Genomic DNA, 14,654 nt, shown 5'->3' on the forward strand with positions numbered 1-14,654 from the left:
AAGCTGAAGATCGACTCTTTTTATTCTGCGTTTATCATACTACCGCTGCGCAACTTGAAAAAAGGTGCCAACCCTGCGCTTTTTTACGGCTTAAAGAAAATATGGAAGAGGTATCACATTTTCCTCTCAATATGATAATCCACAGGCCAAAATTATCATTTTGGTGTCGAAATCACCGTCGCAGAACGATATCCACGCTCGTCTGATGGATCAAATTAAATTTATCGTGACAACTGGCGAATGAATTTCATTTCTATCAATTGACCGTTATAAGCCATTTTTCGTGACCCGCCTCTCATAATTCCCGACTTTTTCGCTCGCGCACCGCGACTGAATTACAACTGGCACGCTTATTGTTAGTGGTAATACAGCGCTGGCCGTCGCCACTTACATCAATGTCATTTCGACTGCACAGCAATCAATAAGCCGTCATTCACTACCAGGATCGAAATATGAAAACTGTTAACGAACTGATCAAGGATATCAATAAGCTCAACTCCAACCTGCATGAAAAAGACTTCCTGCTGACGTGGGAGCAATCGCCGGACGAGCTGAAGCAGGTGCTGGATGTCGCCGCGGCGTTGAAAACGCTGCGGGCGGAAAACATCGCTACCAAAGTTTTTAACAGCGGGCTGGGTATTTCGGTCTTTCGCGATAACTCGACCCGCACCCGCTTCTCTTATGCCTCGGCGTTAAACCTGCTCGGCCTGGCGCAGCAGGACCTCGACGAAGGCAAGTCGCAGATCGCCCACGGTGAAACGGTACGTGAAACCGCCAATATGATCTCCTTCTGCGCTGACGCCATCGGTATCCGCGACGATATGTATCTCGGCGCCGGCAACGCTTATATGCGTGAAGTCGGCGAAGCGCTGGATGACGGCCACAAACAGGGCGTACTGCCGCAGCGCCCGGCATTAATAAACCTGCAGTGCGACATCGACCATCCGACGCAGGCGATGGCCGATCTGGCCTGGCTGCGTGAACACTTCGGCTCGCTGGAAAATCTGAAAGGTAAAAAAATTGCCATGACCTGGGCCTACTCGCCAAGCTACGGCAAACCGCTTTCCGTTCCGCAGGGGATCATCGGTCTGATGACCCGCTTCGGTATGGACGTCACCCTCGCCCATCCGGAAGGCTACGATCTGATCCCGGATGTTATCGAAGTGGCGAAGAAAAACGCCGCGGCATCCGGTGGCAGCTTCCGTCAGGTCACCGATATGGCGGAAGCCTTTAAAGACGCCGATATCGTTTACCCGAAATCCTGGGCGCCATACAAAGTGATGGAACAGCGCACCGAGCTACTGCGCGCCAACGACCATGACGGGCTGAAAGCATTGGAAAAAGCCTGTCTCGCCCAGAACGCCAATCACAAAGACTGGCACTGTACCGAAGAGATGATGAAGCACACCAAAGACGGTGACGCGCTGTATATGCACTGCCTGCCGGCGGATATTACCGGCGTCTCCTGCGAGGAAGGCGAAGTCACCGAAGCGGTGTTCGAAAAATACCGTATCGCCACCTATAAAGAGGCCAGCTGGAAGCCGTACATCATCGCCGCCATGATCCTCTGTCGCAAATATGCCAAACCCGGTCAGTTGCTGGAGCAACTGCTGCAGGACGCGCAAAAACGCATCAAATAACCTCGCAAGCCGGTCTGCGGGCCGGCTTCCCCGACTCCAAAGAAGGATAAGGACAGAATATGTCTGCTTTTTCGCTGAAAATGGATATTGCCGACAACCGCTTCTTTACCGGTGAAACCTCGCCGCTGTTTTCCCGTCAGCAGGCGCAACAGGCGCGTCATTTTCATCAAAAAATCGCCGGTTACCAACCGACGCCGCTATATGCCCTGAAGGAACTGGCGGCGCTGTTCGGCGTAAAGAACATCCTGGTAAAAGATGAATCCCAGCGCTTTGGCCTCAACGCCTTCAAAATGCTCGGCGGCGCCTACGCCATCGCCCAGCTGTTGTGTGAAAAATACCGTCTCGATATTAACGCCTTCTCGTTTGATACCCTGAAATCCACCATCAAAGAGAAGATGACTTTCGCCACTACCACCGACGGCAACCACGGGCGCGGCGTCGCCTGGGCCGCCCAGCAGCTAGGGCAAAACGCGGTGGTATACATGCCGAAAGGTTCAGCGCAGGAACGCGTGGATGCCATTTTGCGCCTCGGCGCGGAATGTATCGTTACCGATATGAACTACGACGATACCGTGCGCTTTACCATGCAAACCGCGCAGAAAAACGGCTGGGAAGTGGTACAGGACACCGCATGGGAAGGTTACACCAAAATCCCAACCTGGATTATGCAAGGTTACGCCACCCTCGCCGATGAAGCGGTAGAACAGATGGCGGCGATGGGCATTGCTCGCCCTACCCACGTCTTCCTGCAGGCCGGTGTCGGCGCGATGGCAGGCGGCGTGCTCGGCTATCTGGTCGACGTCTTCGGCGCCCGCGATTTGCACTCGGTGATCGTCGAACCTGAACTGGCGGACTGCATCTATCGCTCCGGAGTAAAAGGCGACATCGTCAACGTCGGCGGCGACATGGCCACCATCATGGCCGGACTGGCCTGCGGCGAACCTAACCCGCTGGGCTGGGAAATCCTGCGCAACTGCGCCACCCAATTTATCTCCTGCCAGGATGCCGTTGCCGCCCTCGGTATGCGCGTACTCGGTAATCCCGTCGGCAATGATCACCGGGTTATCTCCGGGGAATCCGGCGCCGTCGGGCTCGGGACGCTGGCCGCCGTCCACTTCCATCCGCAGCGCCAGGCGCTGATGAACAAACTGGGGCTTGATAACCACTCCGTGGTGCTGGTCATCAGCACCGAAGGCGACACCGACGTGCAGCATTACCGCGAGGTCGTCTGGGAAGGCAAGCTGCCGGCAGCACAGTAAACGTTCAACTTATTCAACATTTTCTTCCCGCGAAGCGGGAAATCAGGACCGGAGAGTTAATTCATGGCTAAGCACATTCCATTCAAACTGATTGTCGAAAAAGCAAACCACTACCAGCAGGATATGACCCGCTTCCTGCGCGATATGATCGCCATCCCCAGCGAAAGCTGTGACGAAAAACGCGTCGTGCATCGTATTAAAGAAGAGATGGAAAAAGTCGGCTTCGATAAAGTCGAGATCGACCCGATGGGCAACGTGCTGGGCTATATCGGCCACGGCCCGCGACTGGTCGCCATGGACGCGCATATCGATACCGTCGGCATCGGTAACATCAAGAACTGGACCTTCGACCCCTATCAGGGGATGGAAACCGATGAGCTGATCGGCGGGCGCGGCGCGTCCGACCAGGAAGGCGGGATGGCGTCGATGGTCTACGCTGGAAAAATCATCAAGGACCTCGGTCTGGAAGATGAATATACCCTGCTGGTGACCGGTACCGTCCAGGAGGAAGATTGCGACGGTCTGTGCTGGCAGTACATCATCGAGCAGTCCGGCATTCGCCCGGAATTCGTGGTCAGTACCGAGCCGACGGATTGCCAAATCTATCGCGGTCAGCGCGGGCGTATGGAGATTCGCGTTGATGTTCAGGGGGTGAGCTGCCACGGCTCGGCGCCGGAGCGCGGCGATAATGCCATTTTCAAAATGGGGCCGATTCTTAACGAGCTGCAGGAGCTGTCCCATAACCTTGGCAACGATGAATTCCTGGGTAAAGGCACCCTCACCGTTTCAGAAATTTTCTTCACCTCGCCAAGCCGCTGCGCGGTTGCCGACAGCTGCGCGGTCTCTATCGACCGCCGTCTGACCTGGGGCGAAACCTGGGAAGGCGCGTTGGATGAGATCCGCGCCCTGCCTGCCGTGCAGAAGGCTGGCGCCGTGGTCTCAATGTACAACTATGAACGCCCGTCATGGACCGGGCTGGTTTATCCAACGGAATGCTACTTCCCGACCTGGAAAGTTGAAGAGGATCATTTCACCGTACGCGCGCTCAGCAACGCCTATGAAGGGCTGTTCGGTAAAGCGCCGGTGGTCGACAAGTGGACCTTCTCCACCAACGGCGTTTCCATCATGGGCCGTCACGGCATCCCGGTTATCGGTTTCGGTCCGGGTAAAGAGCCGGAAGCCCATGCGCCAAATGAAAAAACCTGGAAACAGCATCTGGTGACCTGCGCCGCGATGTACGCCGCAATCCCGCTGAGCTGGCTGGCAACGGAGTAAGTTCGTACGGTTATTCCTCCCGCCGCGCGTCGGCGGGAGTCTGGAGTTTTTATGCGCGTACTGATTAAAAACGGCATCGTGGTCAACGCCGACGGCCAGGCAAAACAGGATCTGCTGATTGAAAACGGCCTGGTCAGCCAGCTCGCCGAACGGATAACCCCGACCGAACCTTGCCAGACTATCGATGCCGCAGGTTGCTACGTCATGCCCGGCGGCATTGACGTTCATACTCACTTTAATATCGATACCGGGCACGCCCGCAGCTGCGATGATTTCTTCACCGGCACCCGCGCCGCCGCCTGCGGCGGTACCACCACTATCGTCGACCATATGGGCTTCGGCCCCGCCGGCTGCCGGCTTCGTCACCAGCTAGAGGCCTATCACGGATATGCCGCCTACAAAGCGGTGATCGACTACAGTTTTCACGGCGTTATCCAGCATATCAACCATGCCATCCTCGATGAAATCCCGATGATGGTGGAAGCCGGAATTAGCAGCTTCAAGCTCTACCTGACCTACCAGTATAAGTTGAACGATGACGAAGTGCTTCAGGCGATGCGCCATCTCCACCGCGCCGGCGCGCTAACCACCGTTCATCCGGAAAACGACGCCGCTATCGCCCGTAAACGGGCCGAATTTCTGGCGGCCGGCAAAACCGCGCCGCGCTACCACGCCCTTAGCCGCCCGCTGGAGTGTGAAGCGGAGGCCATCGCACGGATGATCAACCTCGCCCAGCTCGCCGACAATGCGCCGCTGTATATCGTTCATCTCTCCAACGGCCTGGGGCTGGATTATCTGCGTCTCGCCCAGCGGCGGCATCAGCCGGTATGGATTGAAACCTGTCCGCAATATCTGCTGCTTGACGACCGGTGCTATGAACGCGAAGACGCGCTGGGCTATTTATTAAGCCCGCCGCTGCGCAACGCCAGCAACAATGATGCGCTGTGGTGCGGTATCGCCGATGGCTCGATCGACGTGGTGGCGACCGATCACTGCGCTTTCTCGATGGCCCAACGCCAGCAGCTCTCCGGCGGCGATTTCAGCCGCTGTCCGAACGGCCTACCTGGGGTGGAAAACCGCCTGTTGCTCATGTTTTCCCACGGCGTCATGACCGGGCGGATCTCACCGCAGCGTTTCGTCGCGCTCACCAGCGCCACCCCTGCGAAGCTATTTGGCCTGTGGCCGAAAAAAGGACTATTGGCACCCGGCGCAGACGGCGATGTCGTCATAATCGATCCGCAGCGCACCACCACGATCCGCCATGAGATGTTGCATGACAACGCCGACTATTCGCCCTGGGAGGGCTTTATTTGCCAGGGCGCGATTCGCCAGACCTTATCGCATGGCCGGGTTATTTTCGATAACGGCACCTTCACCGGCAGCGCTGGCCAGGGGCGTTTTTTACGCCGCGATCCCTTTTCTACCGCTCACCTTCCGGTCAGCGGAACCACATCTTAAGTGAGGCATTCATGAGTAAGAAAATTGTACTCGCCCTCGGCGGTAACGCGCTTGGCGAGGATCTGGCCGGGCAAATGCAGGCCGTCAAGCAAACCGCGCAGGCTATTGTCGACCTGATAGCCCATGGCCACCAGGTGGTCGTGACCCACGGCAACGGCCCGCAGGTTGGGATGATTAACCTTGCTTTCGAAGCCGCAGCCAAAACCGAGGCCCATACCCCGATGTTGCCCATGTCGGTCTGCGTGGCACTAAGCCAGGGCTATATCGGATATGACCTGCAAAACGCCCTGCGCGAGGAGCTGCTGTCGCGATCGATGCATATCCCGGTGGCGACAATCATCACCCAGGTGGAAGTCGACGCCAACGATCCGGCGTTTAAAAATCCGACCAAACCTATCGGCTCTTTTTTCACCGAGCAGGAAGCGGAACAGCTCACGCGTCAGGGCTACGTCATGAAAGAAGATGCCGGGCGCGGCTATCGCCGGGTTGTCGCCTCGCCGCAGCCGGTCGATATTATTGAGAAAGAGACGGTAAAAGCGCTAATGGATGCCTGTCACGTGGTGATCACCGCGGGCGGCGGCGGGATCCCGGTAATCCGCGAAGGCAATCATCTGCGCGGCGCCAGCGCGGTAATTGATAAAGACTGGGCCAGCGCTAAACTGGCGGCGATGATCGACGCCGACATGCTGATCATCTTGACCGCGGTCGAGAAAGTGGCGATCAACTTCGGCAAACCCAACGAGCAGTGGCTGGATAAGCTGTCGCTCAGCGATGCTGAACAGTTCATTCGTGAGGGTCACTTCGCTAAGGGTTCGATGCTGCCGAAAGTTGAGGCCGCCGCGTCATTCGCCCGTTCACGTCCGGGGCGCAAAGCGCTCATCACCGTATTAAATAAAGCCAAAGAAGGAATTGAAGGAAAAACCGGTACGGTTATTGAAGGGTAAAAAGGCACGAAATGTAGATACTGTTTTCCCGGAGGCGGCGCGTTGCGCCTTATCCGGGCTACCAGACCGCACAGTTCTGTAGCCCCGGTAAGCGGTAGCGCCACCGGGGATTTTGAGGCCATCAACACCGGCTTCATCCAGCGCAGTGAATAAATTAAAGGCCGGTCGCACGAACGGTAGGCCGGGTAAGGCGTAGCCGCCACCCGGCAAAAAAGCGGCTTCGTGCCGCTATCTACGCCACCGACAATAACTCACTCTTCTCTTTTACTCTTTTATTCATCAGCGTCATCAGCGCCTCAAGCACCCCGCCGCCGATGGCGCGCGCCTTATCGGAGACGCTGGTAAAATCGGCGCTGGCGCCGCGCGGGTCGATATCGCCAATTTTAAAGCCGCTATCGACCACTAACCCATCGCTGAGCAAACCACGCACCATACCGCTTAATGGCGCAATAATCTCGGCCTCGCCGATAGTGGCGATGATATCGCCTTCATTAACGATATCCCCCAGCGCCACCTTCGCATGCATCACCCCGGCACCCGGGGCGCGGATCACCCGTCGTGAGGTATGCCCAAGAATATTACCAGGAACCCCGGTGTTCTCCTGCGCTTTGCCATCGTAAATCACCTGCCCCAGCCAATGGCCGCGATTGGTTTCAATCACCGCATGACAATCCACGCCAGCGCAAAAACCCGGGCCCAGCGCAATTACCGCCGGCGCCATTTCTCGTTGCGTACCAAAATTCTCTTTCGCCAGAATGGCATCCACGACGCAGACAGGACGCAGTTCAGTCAGCGATTCGCACAGCGGATCCACCAATACCGGAATCACGCCATTCTCAATCACCTGGATGGCCTCCTGAGCGGATGACACCCGCTTCGCCATCACCCCTTCTACCGTCATTTCACCGTCGAAGACTGCCTGGGCAAAAGCGACGCTGCGGCGGATAACCGTCGGCTTCGCCACTTCCAGCATCACCACTTTGAACCCCGCATGCCACAGGCGCAGTGCCACGCCGCTGGCGATATCGCCGGCGCCGCGAATAGCGACCAACTGCTGCTGCGCAGGCGTGGCAGCCGCCATCAGCAGGCCGCCGGGCGCGCGATTTTTTACCTGCAGGATTTCCGCCAGAATGCTAATTGCTATCTCATGCGGCGTTTCGGCGCCAATGTTATAGCCAACCGGCGCATGCAGGCGGGCAATATGTTCTGCGGCAACGCCGTTTTCCCGCAGCTGGCGTAAAAATACCTGGACTTTACGGCGGCTGGCCAGCAGCCCAAGCCAGGCGACCGGCCGTTCAATCAGTTTATCCAGCGCTTCACGGTCCTGGTTATTGGTGGCGATTAACACAAAGTCATCACCGCGGATCGCCAGGGAATCCACTGCCTCGCTGAAGGTTTCAGCATGCAGCAATTGCGTTGTCGGCGGAAAATAGTCGGGGTTCAGGCTTTCAGAATAGATATCGGCCACCGCCACCTCAAAACCCAGCAGCGCCGCGCTTTGCGCCACCGCACGGTTAACGTGTCCGGCGCCGATCAGCACCAGCCGCGGGCGCAGGCCATGTACGCTAATATAGACCGACATCGCCCCACCGCAATCGGAGCCGACCGCATCGCTGCCGCTGCGCGCCATCCGCCCATGAAACATGCGCGACGCTTTTTCGCTGAGCGCTTCCAGCGCCTGTTCAATCACTTTACGCTCAACCATGCCGCCGCCGATGGTGCCGACTATCGAACCATCTTCACGGATTAACATCTGCGCCGAATGGCGCGGCGTTGAGCCGCGGCTATCGACAATCTGCGCCAGGGCAAACGGGCGATTCTGTGCTTCGAGTTTTGCCGCTTCAGAGAAAATATTCATAACAACCTCAATGGATATCCGCCATGCGCCCAAGCCGGGGCGTCACTCTGTTGTTCGTCGCCGCGTTATCGCGGGTTGCTCTTGTACTGCTCCCGCCCACAGTGCGTTAATCCCCCACTGCTGCAACAGCGCCTCCTCCGGTAAATTCTCATTTTGAGAAAGCTGATTCAGCAGCAGGATCCGGCGACTGGCGGGCGGAACGCCTTTAAACGCTCCCTGCGGATGCGCGATCAAGCGATGCAGCATCGGCCACCTCAGCGCTGTATCCGGCGCCGCGCCGGTTATCCGGGAAAAAAGGGGCCAGCGATGAACGGTCGCTGGCCCAACGTTTTGCCCGAGCCTCCAGGCCCCCATGACGGCAATAACGCAGCAACAGGATTGAGGTATGCAAGGTTCGTGCTCAGCTGGCGCTTTTAAGGCGAAACCGTGAGCCCCGTCAGCTTCTACCAGCACCACGTCCACGCAACCTGCGGCAACCAGCGCATCAAGCTGTTGCGGGCTAAACCCACGAACTTTACCCGCAGGGGCGAGCCATGAGGCGTAGCAGGCCTGTAGCGGCCGCAGCCAAACCTCGTCAGGCAGCGCCAGCGGATCGCGGCAAATCAGCACAGGTAGGGTTGTCGGAAGATACATGTGGGTGGTCGTGGTGAGCAGAACTCGCCGGCCAGCCTCACGAAAACGCTGCGCCAGCCACATTAAGGTACTGGTTTTACCTCCCGCGCCGACGGCGGAAATCAGCAGCGGACCATCATTTACGCCTAAATCACAAAACAGCGATTGCAGATGCGGTATATTTTCCATGCGCTGGACAGGATTCCATTATTCAGGGAGGAGTATGAAACAGGTCGATTGTATTATTACCGCCGCCGGATTGTCCTCCCGGATGGGACAGTGGAAAATGATGTTACCCTGGCGCGGAACGACAATACTTGATGCAAGTATAAAAAACGCCCTGCAATTCTGCTCGCGTATTATTCTGGTGAGCGGTTTTCGCGCAGAGGAGTTACATCAACGCTATTCGGCGCATCCGAAAATAACCCTGGTTTATAATCCCAACTATCAGCAGGGTCTGTTTACTTCTGTTTGCGCCGGCGCAAGCCAGGTGCGAAACAACTACTGTTTTATCACCCTCGGCGATTTACCCTGCCTGCCGACTGCGCTTTTCCAGCGGCTGTGGCAACAACGGGGCGACAGCGCGCTTCTTCCGCAATATCAAGGCGTACCGGGTCATCCAATCCTTATTGCCGGCACGCAGTTGCGCCAACTTATCACTCACGATGGACCCGACTCAATGCGCAAACGGTTATTACAAAGCCGCCATCGCTGTCTGGAGTTAGATTTTCCGCAAATGGTCTGGGATATCGATACCCCTGCTGATTTTATTCGCCTGCAAAACCAGGATTAATAGTGCCTTTGTCGGGAAATTATCATTGTGATATTTCGCCGTTTATTTTGAGAAATCCCGGCGGATAAAAATATAGAGTGATTTTAATTCTCATTACCATAGCGTGAGCCTATTCACAAAGCCAGGCGTTCTTTAGATCTGTCTCACATTTTTAATTATTCAAACCTTCTGCCTTTAATAACTGGTTCGATTGTTGCTCTTCCTTAACTATCCGTCGGAATAAGCACCACTAACCGGCAAATTTGATTGCACAGATAAAGGAGAGGGTTATGGGGGATATCATGCGTCCCGTCCCGTTTGAGGAATTATTGACGCGCATTTTCGATGAGTATCAACAACACCATTCCATTTTTGGTATTCCTGAGCAGCAGTTCTATTCGCCCACCAACCAACGCCGGGTAAGCGTCTTCGGCGAAAGCTGCGCCACCCCAATCGGCCCGGCCGCCGGCCCGCATACCCAACTGGCGCAGAATATCATCACCGCCTGGCTCACCGGCGGGCGGTTTATCGAGTTGAAAACCGTACAGATCCTCGACCGCCTTGAGCTGGAAAAACCCTGTATCGACGCTGAAGACGAATGCTTCAATACCGAATGGTCTACGGAATTCACGCTGCAAAAAGCGTGGGATGAATACCTTAAAGCATGGTTTATTCTGCATCTGCTGGAAGAGATTTTCCCGTTCACGCCGGCGCAAAACGGCAAGTCATTTATTTTCAATATGAGCGTCGGCTATAACCTGGAAGGCATCAAACAACCGCCGATGCAGCAGTTTATCGATAATATGATGAACGCCGCCGGGCAGCCGAAATTTACCCAGTACCGCGACACGCTGAACCGCTGGCTGCATGATGACGCCTTCCTTGCCCGCCTGTCGCTGGATGATATCCGCCCGCGGCTGGCGACGCTCGCGGAACGCATTCCGGCAAAACTGGTACAAGGGGTTACTCTCTCTACCATGCATGGTTGCCCGCCGGATGAAATCGAAGCCATTTGCCGCTATATGCTGGAAGAGAAGCAGCTCAACACCTTCGTGAAGCTTAATCCGACGCTGTTGGGCTACCCGCGCGTACGCGAAATTCTCGACACCTGCGGCTTTGACTATATCGGTCTGAATGAAGAATCTTTTGAACACGATCTTAAAATCGGCCAGGCGCTGGAAATGTTGACGCGTCTGATGGCGTTGGCGAAAAGTAAACAACTCGGCTTCGGCGTTAAGCTAACCAACACCCTCGGCACGGTCAACAATAAAGGCGCGCTGCCCGGCGATGAGATGTATATGTCCGGCCGCGCCCTGTTCCCCCTCTCCATCAACGTTGCGGCGCTGCTATCGCGTGAATTCGACGGCAAACTCCCGATCTCCTACTCCGGCGGCGCCAGCCAGCTCAATATCCGCGATATCTTTGAAACCGGGATCCGCCCCATTACCATGGCGACCGATCTGCTAAAACCCGGTGGTTACCTGCGTCTTAGCCAGTGCATGCGCGAGCTGGAACAGGCCGATGGCTGGGAAATGAATCAGGTCGACGTCAAGCGCCTGAACGCGCTGGCGGAAAAAGCGGTGAGCATGGAGTACACGCAAAAACACTGGAAGCCGGACGATCGCATCGACGTTGGCGAGCCGCTGCCGTTAACCGACTGCTACGTCGCCCCTTGCGTCAGCGCCTGCGCCATCAAACAGGATATTCCGGAATACATTCGCCTGATGGGCGAGCAGCGCTATGCCGATGCGCTGGAGCTTATCTATCAACGTAACGCGTTGCCGGCGATCACCGGCCATATCTGCGATCACCAGTGCCAGTACAACTGTACGCGTCTTGATTATGACAGCGCGTTAAATATCCGCGAGCTGAAAAAAATCGCCCTTGAGAAAGGCTGGCCGGAATACCAACGCCGCTGGCATAAACCGGCTGGTTCCGGTAGCCGTAACCCGGTGGCGGTGATTGGCGCAGGCCCGGCGGGGCTGGCGGCGGGTTACTTCCTCGCCCGCGCCGGCCACCCGGTCACGCTATTTGAGCGCGAAGCTAACGCTGGCGGAGTGGTAAAAAACATCATTCCGCATTTCCGCATTCCCGCGGAACTTATCCAGCAGGATATTGAGTTCGTTGTTAATCACGGCGTCAATATTGTCTACGGCTGCGACCCGCATCTCACCGTCGAAAAACTCCGTCAGGAGGGTTATCGCTATGTACTGGTCGGCACTGGTACCGACAAAAACAGCGGCGTGAAGCTTGGCGGCGACAACACGAATATTCATAAATCGCTCAACTTCCTGCGCGCGTTCAACCGCGGCGATCGCCTGAACGTGGGTAAACACGTGGCCATTGTCGGCGCGGGCAATACTGCAATGGACTGCGCCCGCGCGGCGCTGCACATCCCCGGCGTTGAGAAAGCGACGGTGATTTATCGCCGCTCGCAGCAGGAGATGCCAGCATGGCGCGAGGAGTACGAAGAAGCCCTTCAGGATGGCGTTACGTTCCGCTTCCTCAGTAACCCGGAGCACTTCGCCGCTGACGGCACGCTAACCGTTCGCACCATGGCCCTCGGCGAACCTGATGAACAGGGTCGACGTCGCCCATTGCCCACCGATGAAACCTGGACGCTGCAGGTCGATACGCTGATTACCGCTATCGGCGAACAGCAGGATGGCGAAGCGCTGGCGGCGATGGGGATCCCGCTCAACGACCACGGCTGGCCTGAGGTCAATGCTGATGGCGAAAGCCGTCTGGCTAACGTCTTCCTGATTGGCGATGTACAGCATGGCCCTTCTTCGATCGTCTCGGCGATAGGCAACGCCCGTCGCGCCAGCGATGCGATCCTGAAGCGCGAGAATATCCGCAGCCACTTCGGCGATAAACAGTGGAATAACGTCGATCCCGCGGATATCTACCGCCGCAAAGGAACCATTGCTATCGCTCAGGTTGATAAAGACGACCGCGATGCCTTTGTCGCGCAGGAGGCGGAGCGTTGCCTCGAATGTAATTACGTCTGCAGCAAGTGCGTTGATGTTTGCCCGAACCGCGCCAACGTCTCAATCGCGGTGCCGGGGTTCGACAACCGCTTCCAGACGCTGCACCTCGACGCGTACTGCAACGAATGCGGCAACTGCGCGCAGTTCTGCCCATGGCAAGGCAAACCTTATAAGGACAAAGTCACCGTTTTTAGCCTCGAACAGGATTTCAACAACAGCAGCAATCCGGGTTTCCTCGTGGAACAGCAGCGGGTTCATGTCCGCCAGGATGGCCTGATCTGGCAACTGGAAATCGATACTCAGGGTCAGTTCGCTGAAGTACCGCCGCAACTGGATGCCATGTGCCGCATCATCAGCCACGTCCATCAACATCACCACTATTTGCTGGGAGCCGTCGAAGTATGAGTATCTTAGTGCTTAAAAATGCCACCCTTGCCCAGCTTCACCCGGCAAAAGTGGAAGAAGGTGTCGATATCATAATCGAAAATGACAGAATTATCGAAACAGGCGCGAACCTGAGCCAGCGTTATCCGCAGGCGCGTATCAAAGAAATGCGCGGCCGGCTGGTGATGCCGGGAATGGTCTGCTCGCATAACCATTTTTATTCCGGACTGTCGCGCGGAATTCAGGCCAATATTGCGCCGAGTCCCGATTTTATCTCCACGCTGAAAAACCTGTGGTGGCGCCTGGACCGCGCGCTGGATGAGGAGTCCTTATACTACAGCGGGCTTATCTGTTCGCTGGAGGCCATTCGCAGCGGCTGCACCGCCGTCATTGACCACAGCGCGTCGCCGAACTATATCGCTGGATCATTAAGTCAGTTACGTAACGCTTTCATCAAGGTCGGCCTGCGCGGCATGACCTGTTTTGAAACCACCGACCGTAACGGCGGCCTGCAGGAACTTCAGGCAAGCGTGGAGGAAAATATCCGTTTTGCCCACGAAATCGATCGGGCGCGGGAAAACGGCGACGAACCCTATCTGGTAGAAGCGCATATCGGCGCCCATGCGCCGTTTACGGTTCCTAACGAGGGGCTTTTGATGCTTCGCGAAGCATTAAAAGCAACCGGGCGCGGCCTGCATATTCATATGGCGGAAGACCGTTACGACGTTTCCCACAGCCACCATCACTACGGTAAAGATCTGCTGGTACGCCTGGCGGAGTTCGATCTCATCGATAGTAAAACGCTGGTGGCTCACGGGCTGTATCTGTCGGACGCGGATATTGAACTACTGAACGCGCACGATGGTTTTCTTGTCCATAACGCCCGCTCTAACATGAACAACCATGTTGGCTATAACCAGCAGCTGACGGCATTTCGCAACCTGGCGCTGGGCACCGACGGTATCGGCTCCGATATGTTTGAAGAGCTCAAGTTCGCCTTCTTTAAACACCGTGATGCCGGCGGGCCGTTGTGGCCGGATAGCTTTGCGCGGGCATTAAGCAACGGCAACACGCTGCTTAGCCGCAACTTTAACGACCGTTTCGGCCGTATTGAGGCAGGCTATAAGGCGGATTTAACCATCAGCGATTATATTCCGCCGACGCCGCTGCTGGCGGCTAATCTCGCCGGGCACATCGCCTTCGGTATGGGGGCCAGCCACGTACATAGCGTGATGGTGAATGGTGTCATGGTCTATGAGGATCGGCAGTTCGCTATTGATTGCGATACGATTTTCGCCGAAGCGCGGAAGGTGGCGAAGAAGATGTGGCAGCGGATGGATGCATTGCCGTAATCCCATCACGCAAAAACAAAACCCGGTCGCTGTACCGGGTTTATTTTTTGGCTTCTAGCGGGGCTATAAATAGCGCAGAAACATCGTTCGGGTAGCCCGGATAAGACGCG

The 14,654-nt window shown here is 56.4% G+C and carries 10 protein-coding genes; 8 read left to right on the plus strand and 2 right to left on the minus strand.

Annotation, left to right across the window (positions count from 1 at the left end; translation table 11 throughout):
* Positions 1 to 452 precede the first annotated feature (452 nt).
* The 5 genes from ygeW to arcC all read left to right on the plus strand — a co-directional run bounded on the left by ygeW (position 453) and on the right by arcC (position 6,576).
* Positions 453 to 1,640, plus strand: a complete 1,188-nt coding sequence (gene ygeW / locus KGA69_RS19660; protein WP_015366901.1) for a knotted carbamoyltransferase YgeW — start codon at positions 453 to 455, stop codon at positions 1,638 to 1,640.
* Positions 1,641 to 1,699: 59 nt separating this feature from the next.
* Positions 1,700 to 2,899 (plus strand): diaminopropionate ammonia-lyase, encoded by a 1,200-nt coding sequence (gene dpaL, locus KGA69_RS19665; RefSeq protein WP_045392528.1) that lies wholly within the window; start codon positions 1,700 to 1,702, stop codon positions 2,897 to 2,899.
* 63 nt (positions 2,900 to 2,962) lie between these two features.
* Positions 2,963 to 4,174 carry a YgeY family selenium metabolism-linked hydrolase gene (locus KGA69_RS19670; protein WP_015705213.1) on the plus strand — a complete coding sequence of 404 codons (1,212 nt, stop codon included), beginning with the start codon at positions 2,963 to 2,965 and terminating at the stop codon, positions 4,172 to 4,174.
* 51 nt (positions 4,175 to 4,225) lie between these two features.
* Positions 4,226 to 5,632 (plus strand): dihydropyrimidinase, encoded by a 1,407-nt coding sequence (gene hydA, locus KGA69_RS19675; RefSeq protein WP_045392531.1) that lies wholly within the window; start codon positions 4,226 to 4,228, stop codon positions 5,630 to 5,632.
* A gap of 11 nt (positions 5,633 to 5,643) precedes the next feature.
* Positions 5,644 to 6,576, plus strand: coding sequence for a carbamate kinase (gene arcC, locus KGA69_RS19680; protein WP_047042754.1), 933 nt, complete (start codon positions 5,644 to 5,646; stop codon positions 6,574 to 6,576).
* A gap of 232 nt (positions 6,577 to 6,808) precedes the next feature.
* On the opposite strand, the gene yqeB is transcribed toward arcC, so the two are convergent.
* Positions 6,809 to 8,434: a selenium-dependent molybdenum cofactor biosynthesis protein YqeB gene (yqeB, locus tag KGA69_RS19685; RefSeq protein ID WP_047050061.1), complete on the minus strand. Its 1,626-nt coding sequence runs from the start codon at positions 8,432 to 8,434 to the stop codon at positions 6,809 to 6,811.
* 42 nt (positions 8,435 to 8,476) lie between these two features.
* Positions 8,477 to 9,235 (minus strand): selenium cofactor biosynthesis protein YqeC, encoded by a 759-nt coding sequence (yqeC, locus tag KGA69_RS19690; protein WP_045392537.1) that lies wholly within the window; start codon positions 9,233 to 9,235, stop codon positions 8,477 to 8,479.
* A gap of 34 nt (positions 9,236 to 9,269) precedes the next feature.
* On the opposite strand from yqeC, the gene KGA69_RS19695 reads away from it, so the two are divergent.
* From KGA69_RS19695 to ssnA, 3 genes are all read left to right on the plus strand, one after another.
* Positions 9,270 to 9,839, plus strand: coding sequence for an NTP transferase domain-containing protein (locus KGA69_RS19695; RefSeq protein WP_213292605.1), 570 nt, complete (start codon positions 9,270 to 9,272; stop codon positions 9,837 to 9,839).
* A 269-nt stretch (positions 9,840 to 10,108) separates the two neighbouring features.
* The gene (ygfK, locus tag KGA69_RS19700; protein WP_213292606.1) at positions 10,109 to 13,213 is read left to right on the plus strand and encodes a putative selenate reductase subunit YgfK; all 3,105 of its coding nucleotides are present in this window, start codon (positions 10,109 to 10,111) and stop codon (positions 13,211 to 13,213) included.
* Complete coding sequence (gene ssnA, locus KGA69_RS19705) at positions 13,210 to 14,544, plus strand: putative aminohydrolase SsnA (protein WP_045392543.1); 1,335 nt, start codon at positions 13,210 to 13,212, stop codon at positions 14,542 to 14,544. Before ygfK ends, ssnA begins: the two co-directional genes overlap by 4 nt.
* The last annotated feature ends 110 nt before the right edge of the window (positions 14,545 to 14,654 follow it).

The organism is Klebsiella sp. A52 (assembly GCF_018388785.1).
Taxonomy (GTDB): Bacteria; Pseudomonadota; Gammaproteobacteria; order Enterobacterales; family Enterobacteriaceae; genus Klebsiella; species Klebsiella aerogenes.

Bases quoted from the DNA above. Each gene is read 5' to 3' on its own strand.
- ygeW (WP_015366901.1), top strand. From the start codon at position 453: ATGAAAACTGTTAACGAACTGATCAAGGATATCAATAAGCTCAACTCC.
- dpaL (WP_045392528.1), top strand. From the start codon at position 1,700: ATGTCTGCTTTTTCGCTGAAAATGGATATTGCCGACAACCGCTTCTTT.
- KGA69_RS19670 (WP_015705213.1), top strand. From the start codon at position 2,963: ATGGCTAAGCACATTCCATTCAAACTGATTGTCGAAAAAGCAAACCAC.
- hydA (WP_045392531.1), top strand. From the start codon at position 4,226: ATGCGCGTACTGATTAAAAACGGCATCGTGGTCAACGCCGACGGCCAG.
- arcC (WP_047042754.1), top strand. From the start codon at position 5,644: ATGAGTAAGAAAATTGTACTCGCCCTCGGCGGTAACGCGCTTGGCGAG.
- yqeB (WP_047050061.1), bottom strand. From the start codon at position 8,434: ATGAATATTTTCTCTGAAGCGGCAAAACTCGAAGCACAGAATCGCCCG.
- yqeC (WP_045392537.1), bottom strand. From the start codon at position 9,235: ATGGAAAATATACCGCATCTGCAATCGCTGTTTTGTGATTTAGGCGTA.
- KGA69_RS19695 (WP_213292605.1), top strand. From the start codon at position 9,270: ATGAAACAGGTCGATTGTATTATTACCGCCGCCGGATTGTCCTCCCGG.
- ygfK (WP_213292606.1), top strand. From the start codon at position 10,109: ATGGGGGATATCATGCGTCCCGTCCCGTTTGAGGAATTATTGACGCGC.
- ssnA (WP_045392543.1), top strand. From the start codon at position 13,210: ATGAGTATCTTAGTGCTTAAAAATGCCACCCTTGCCCAGCTTCACCCG.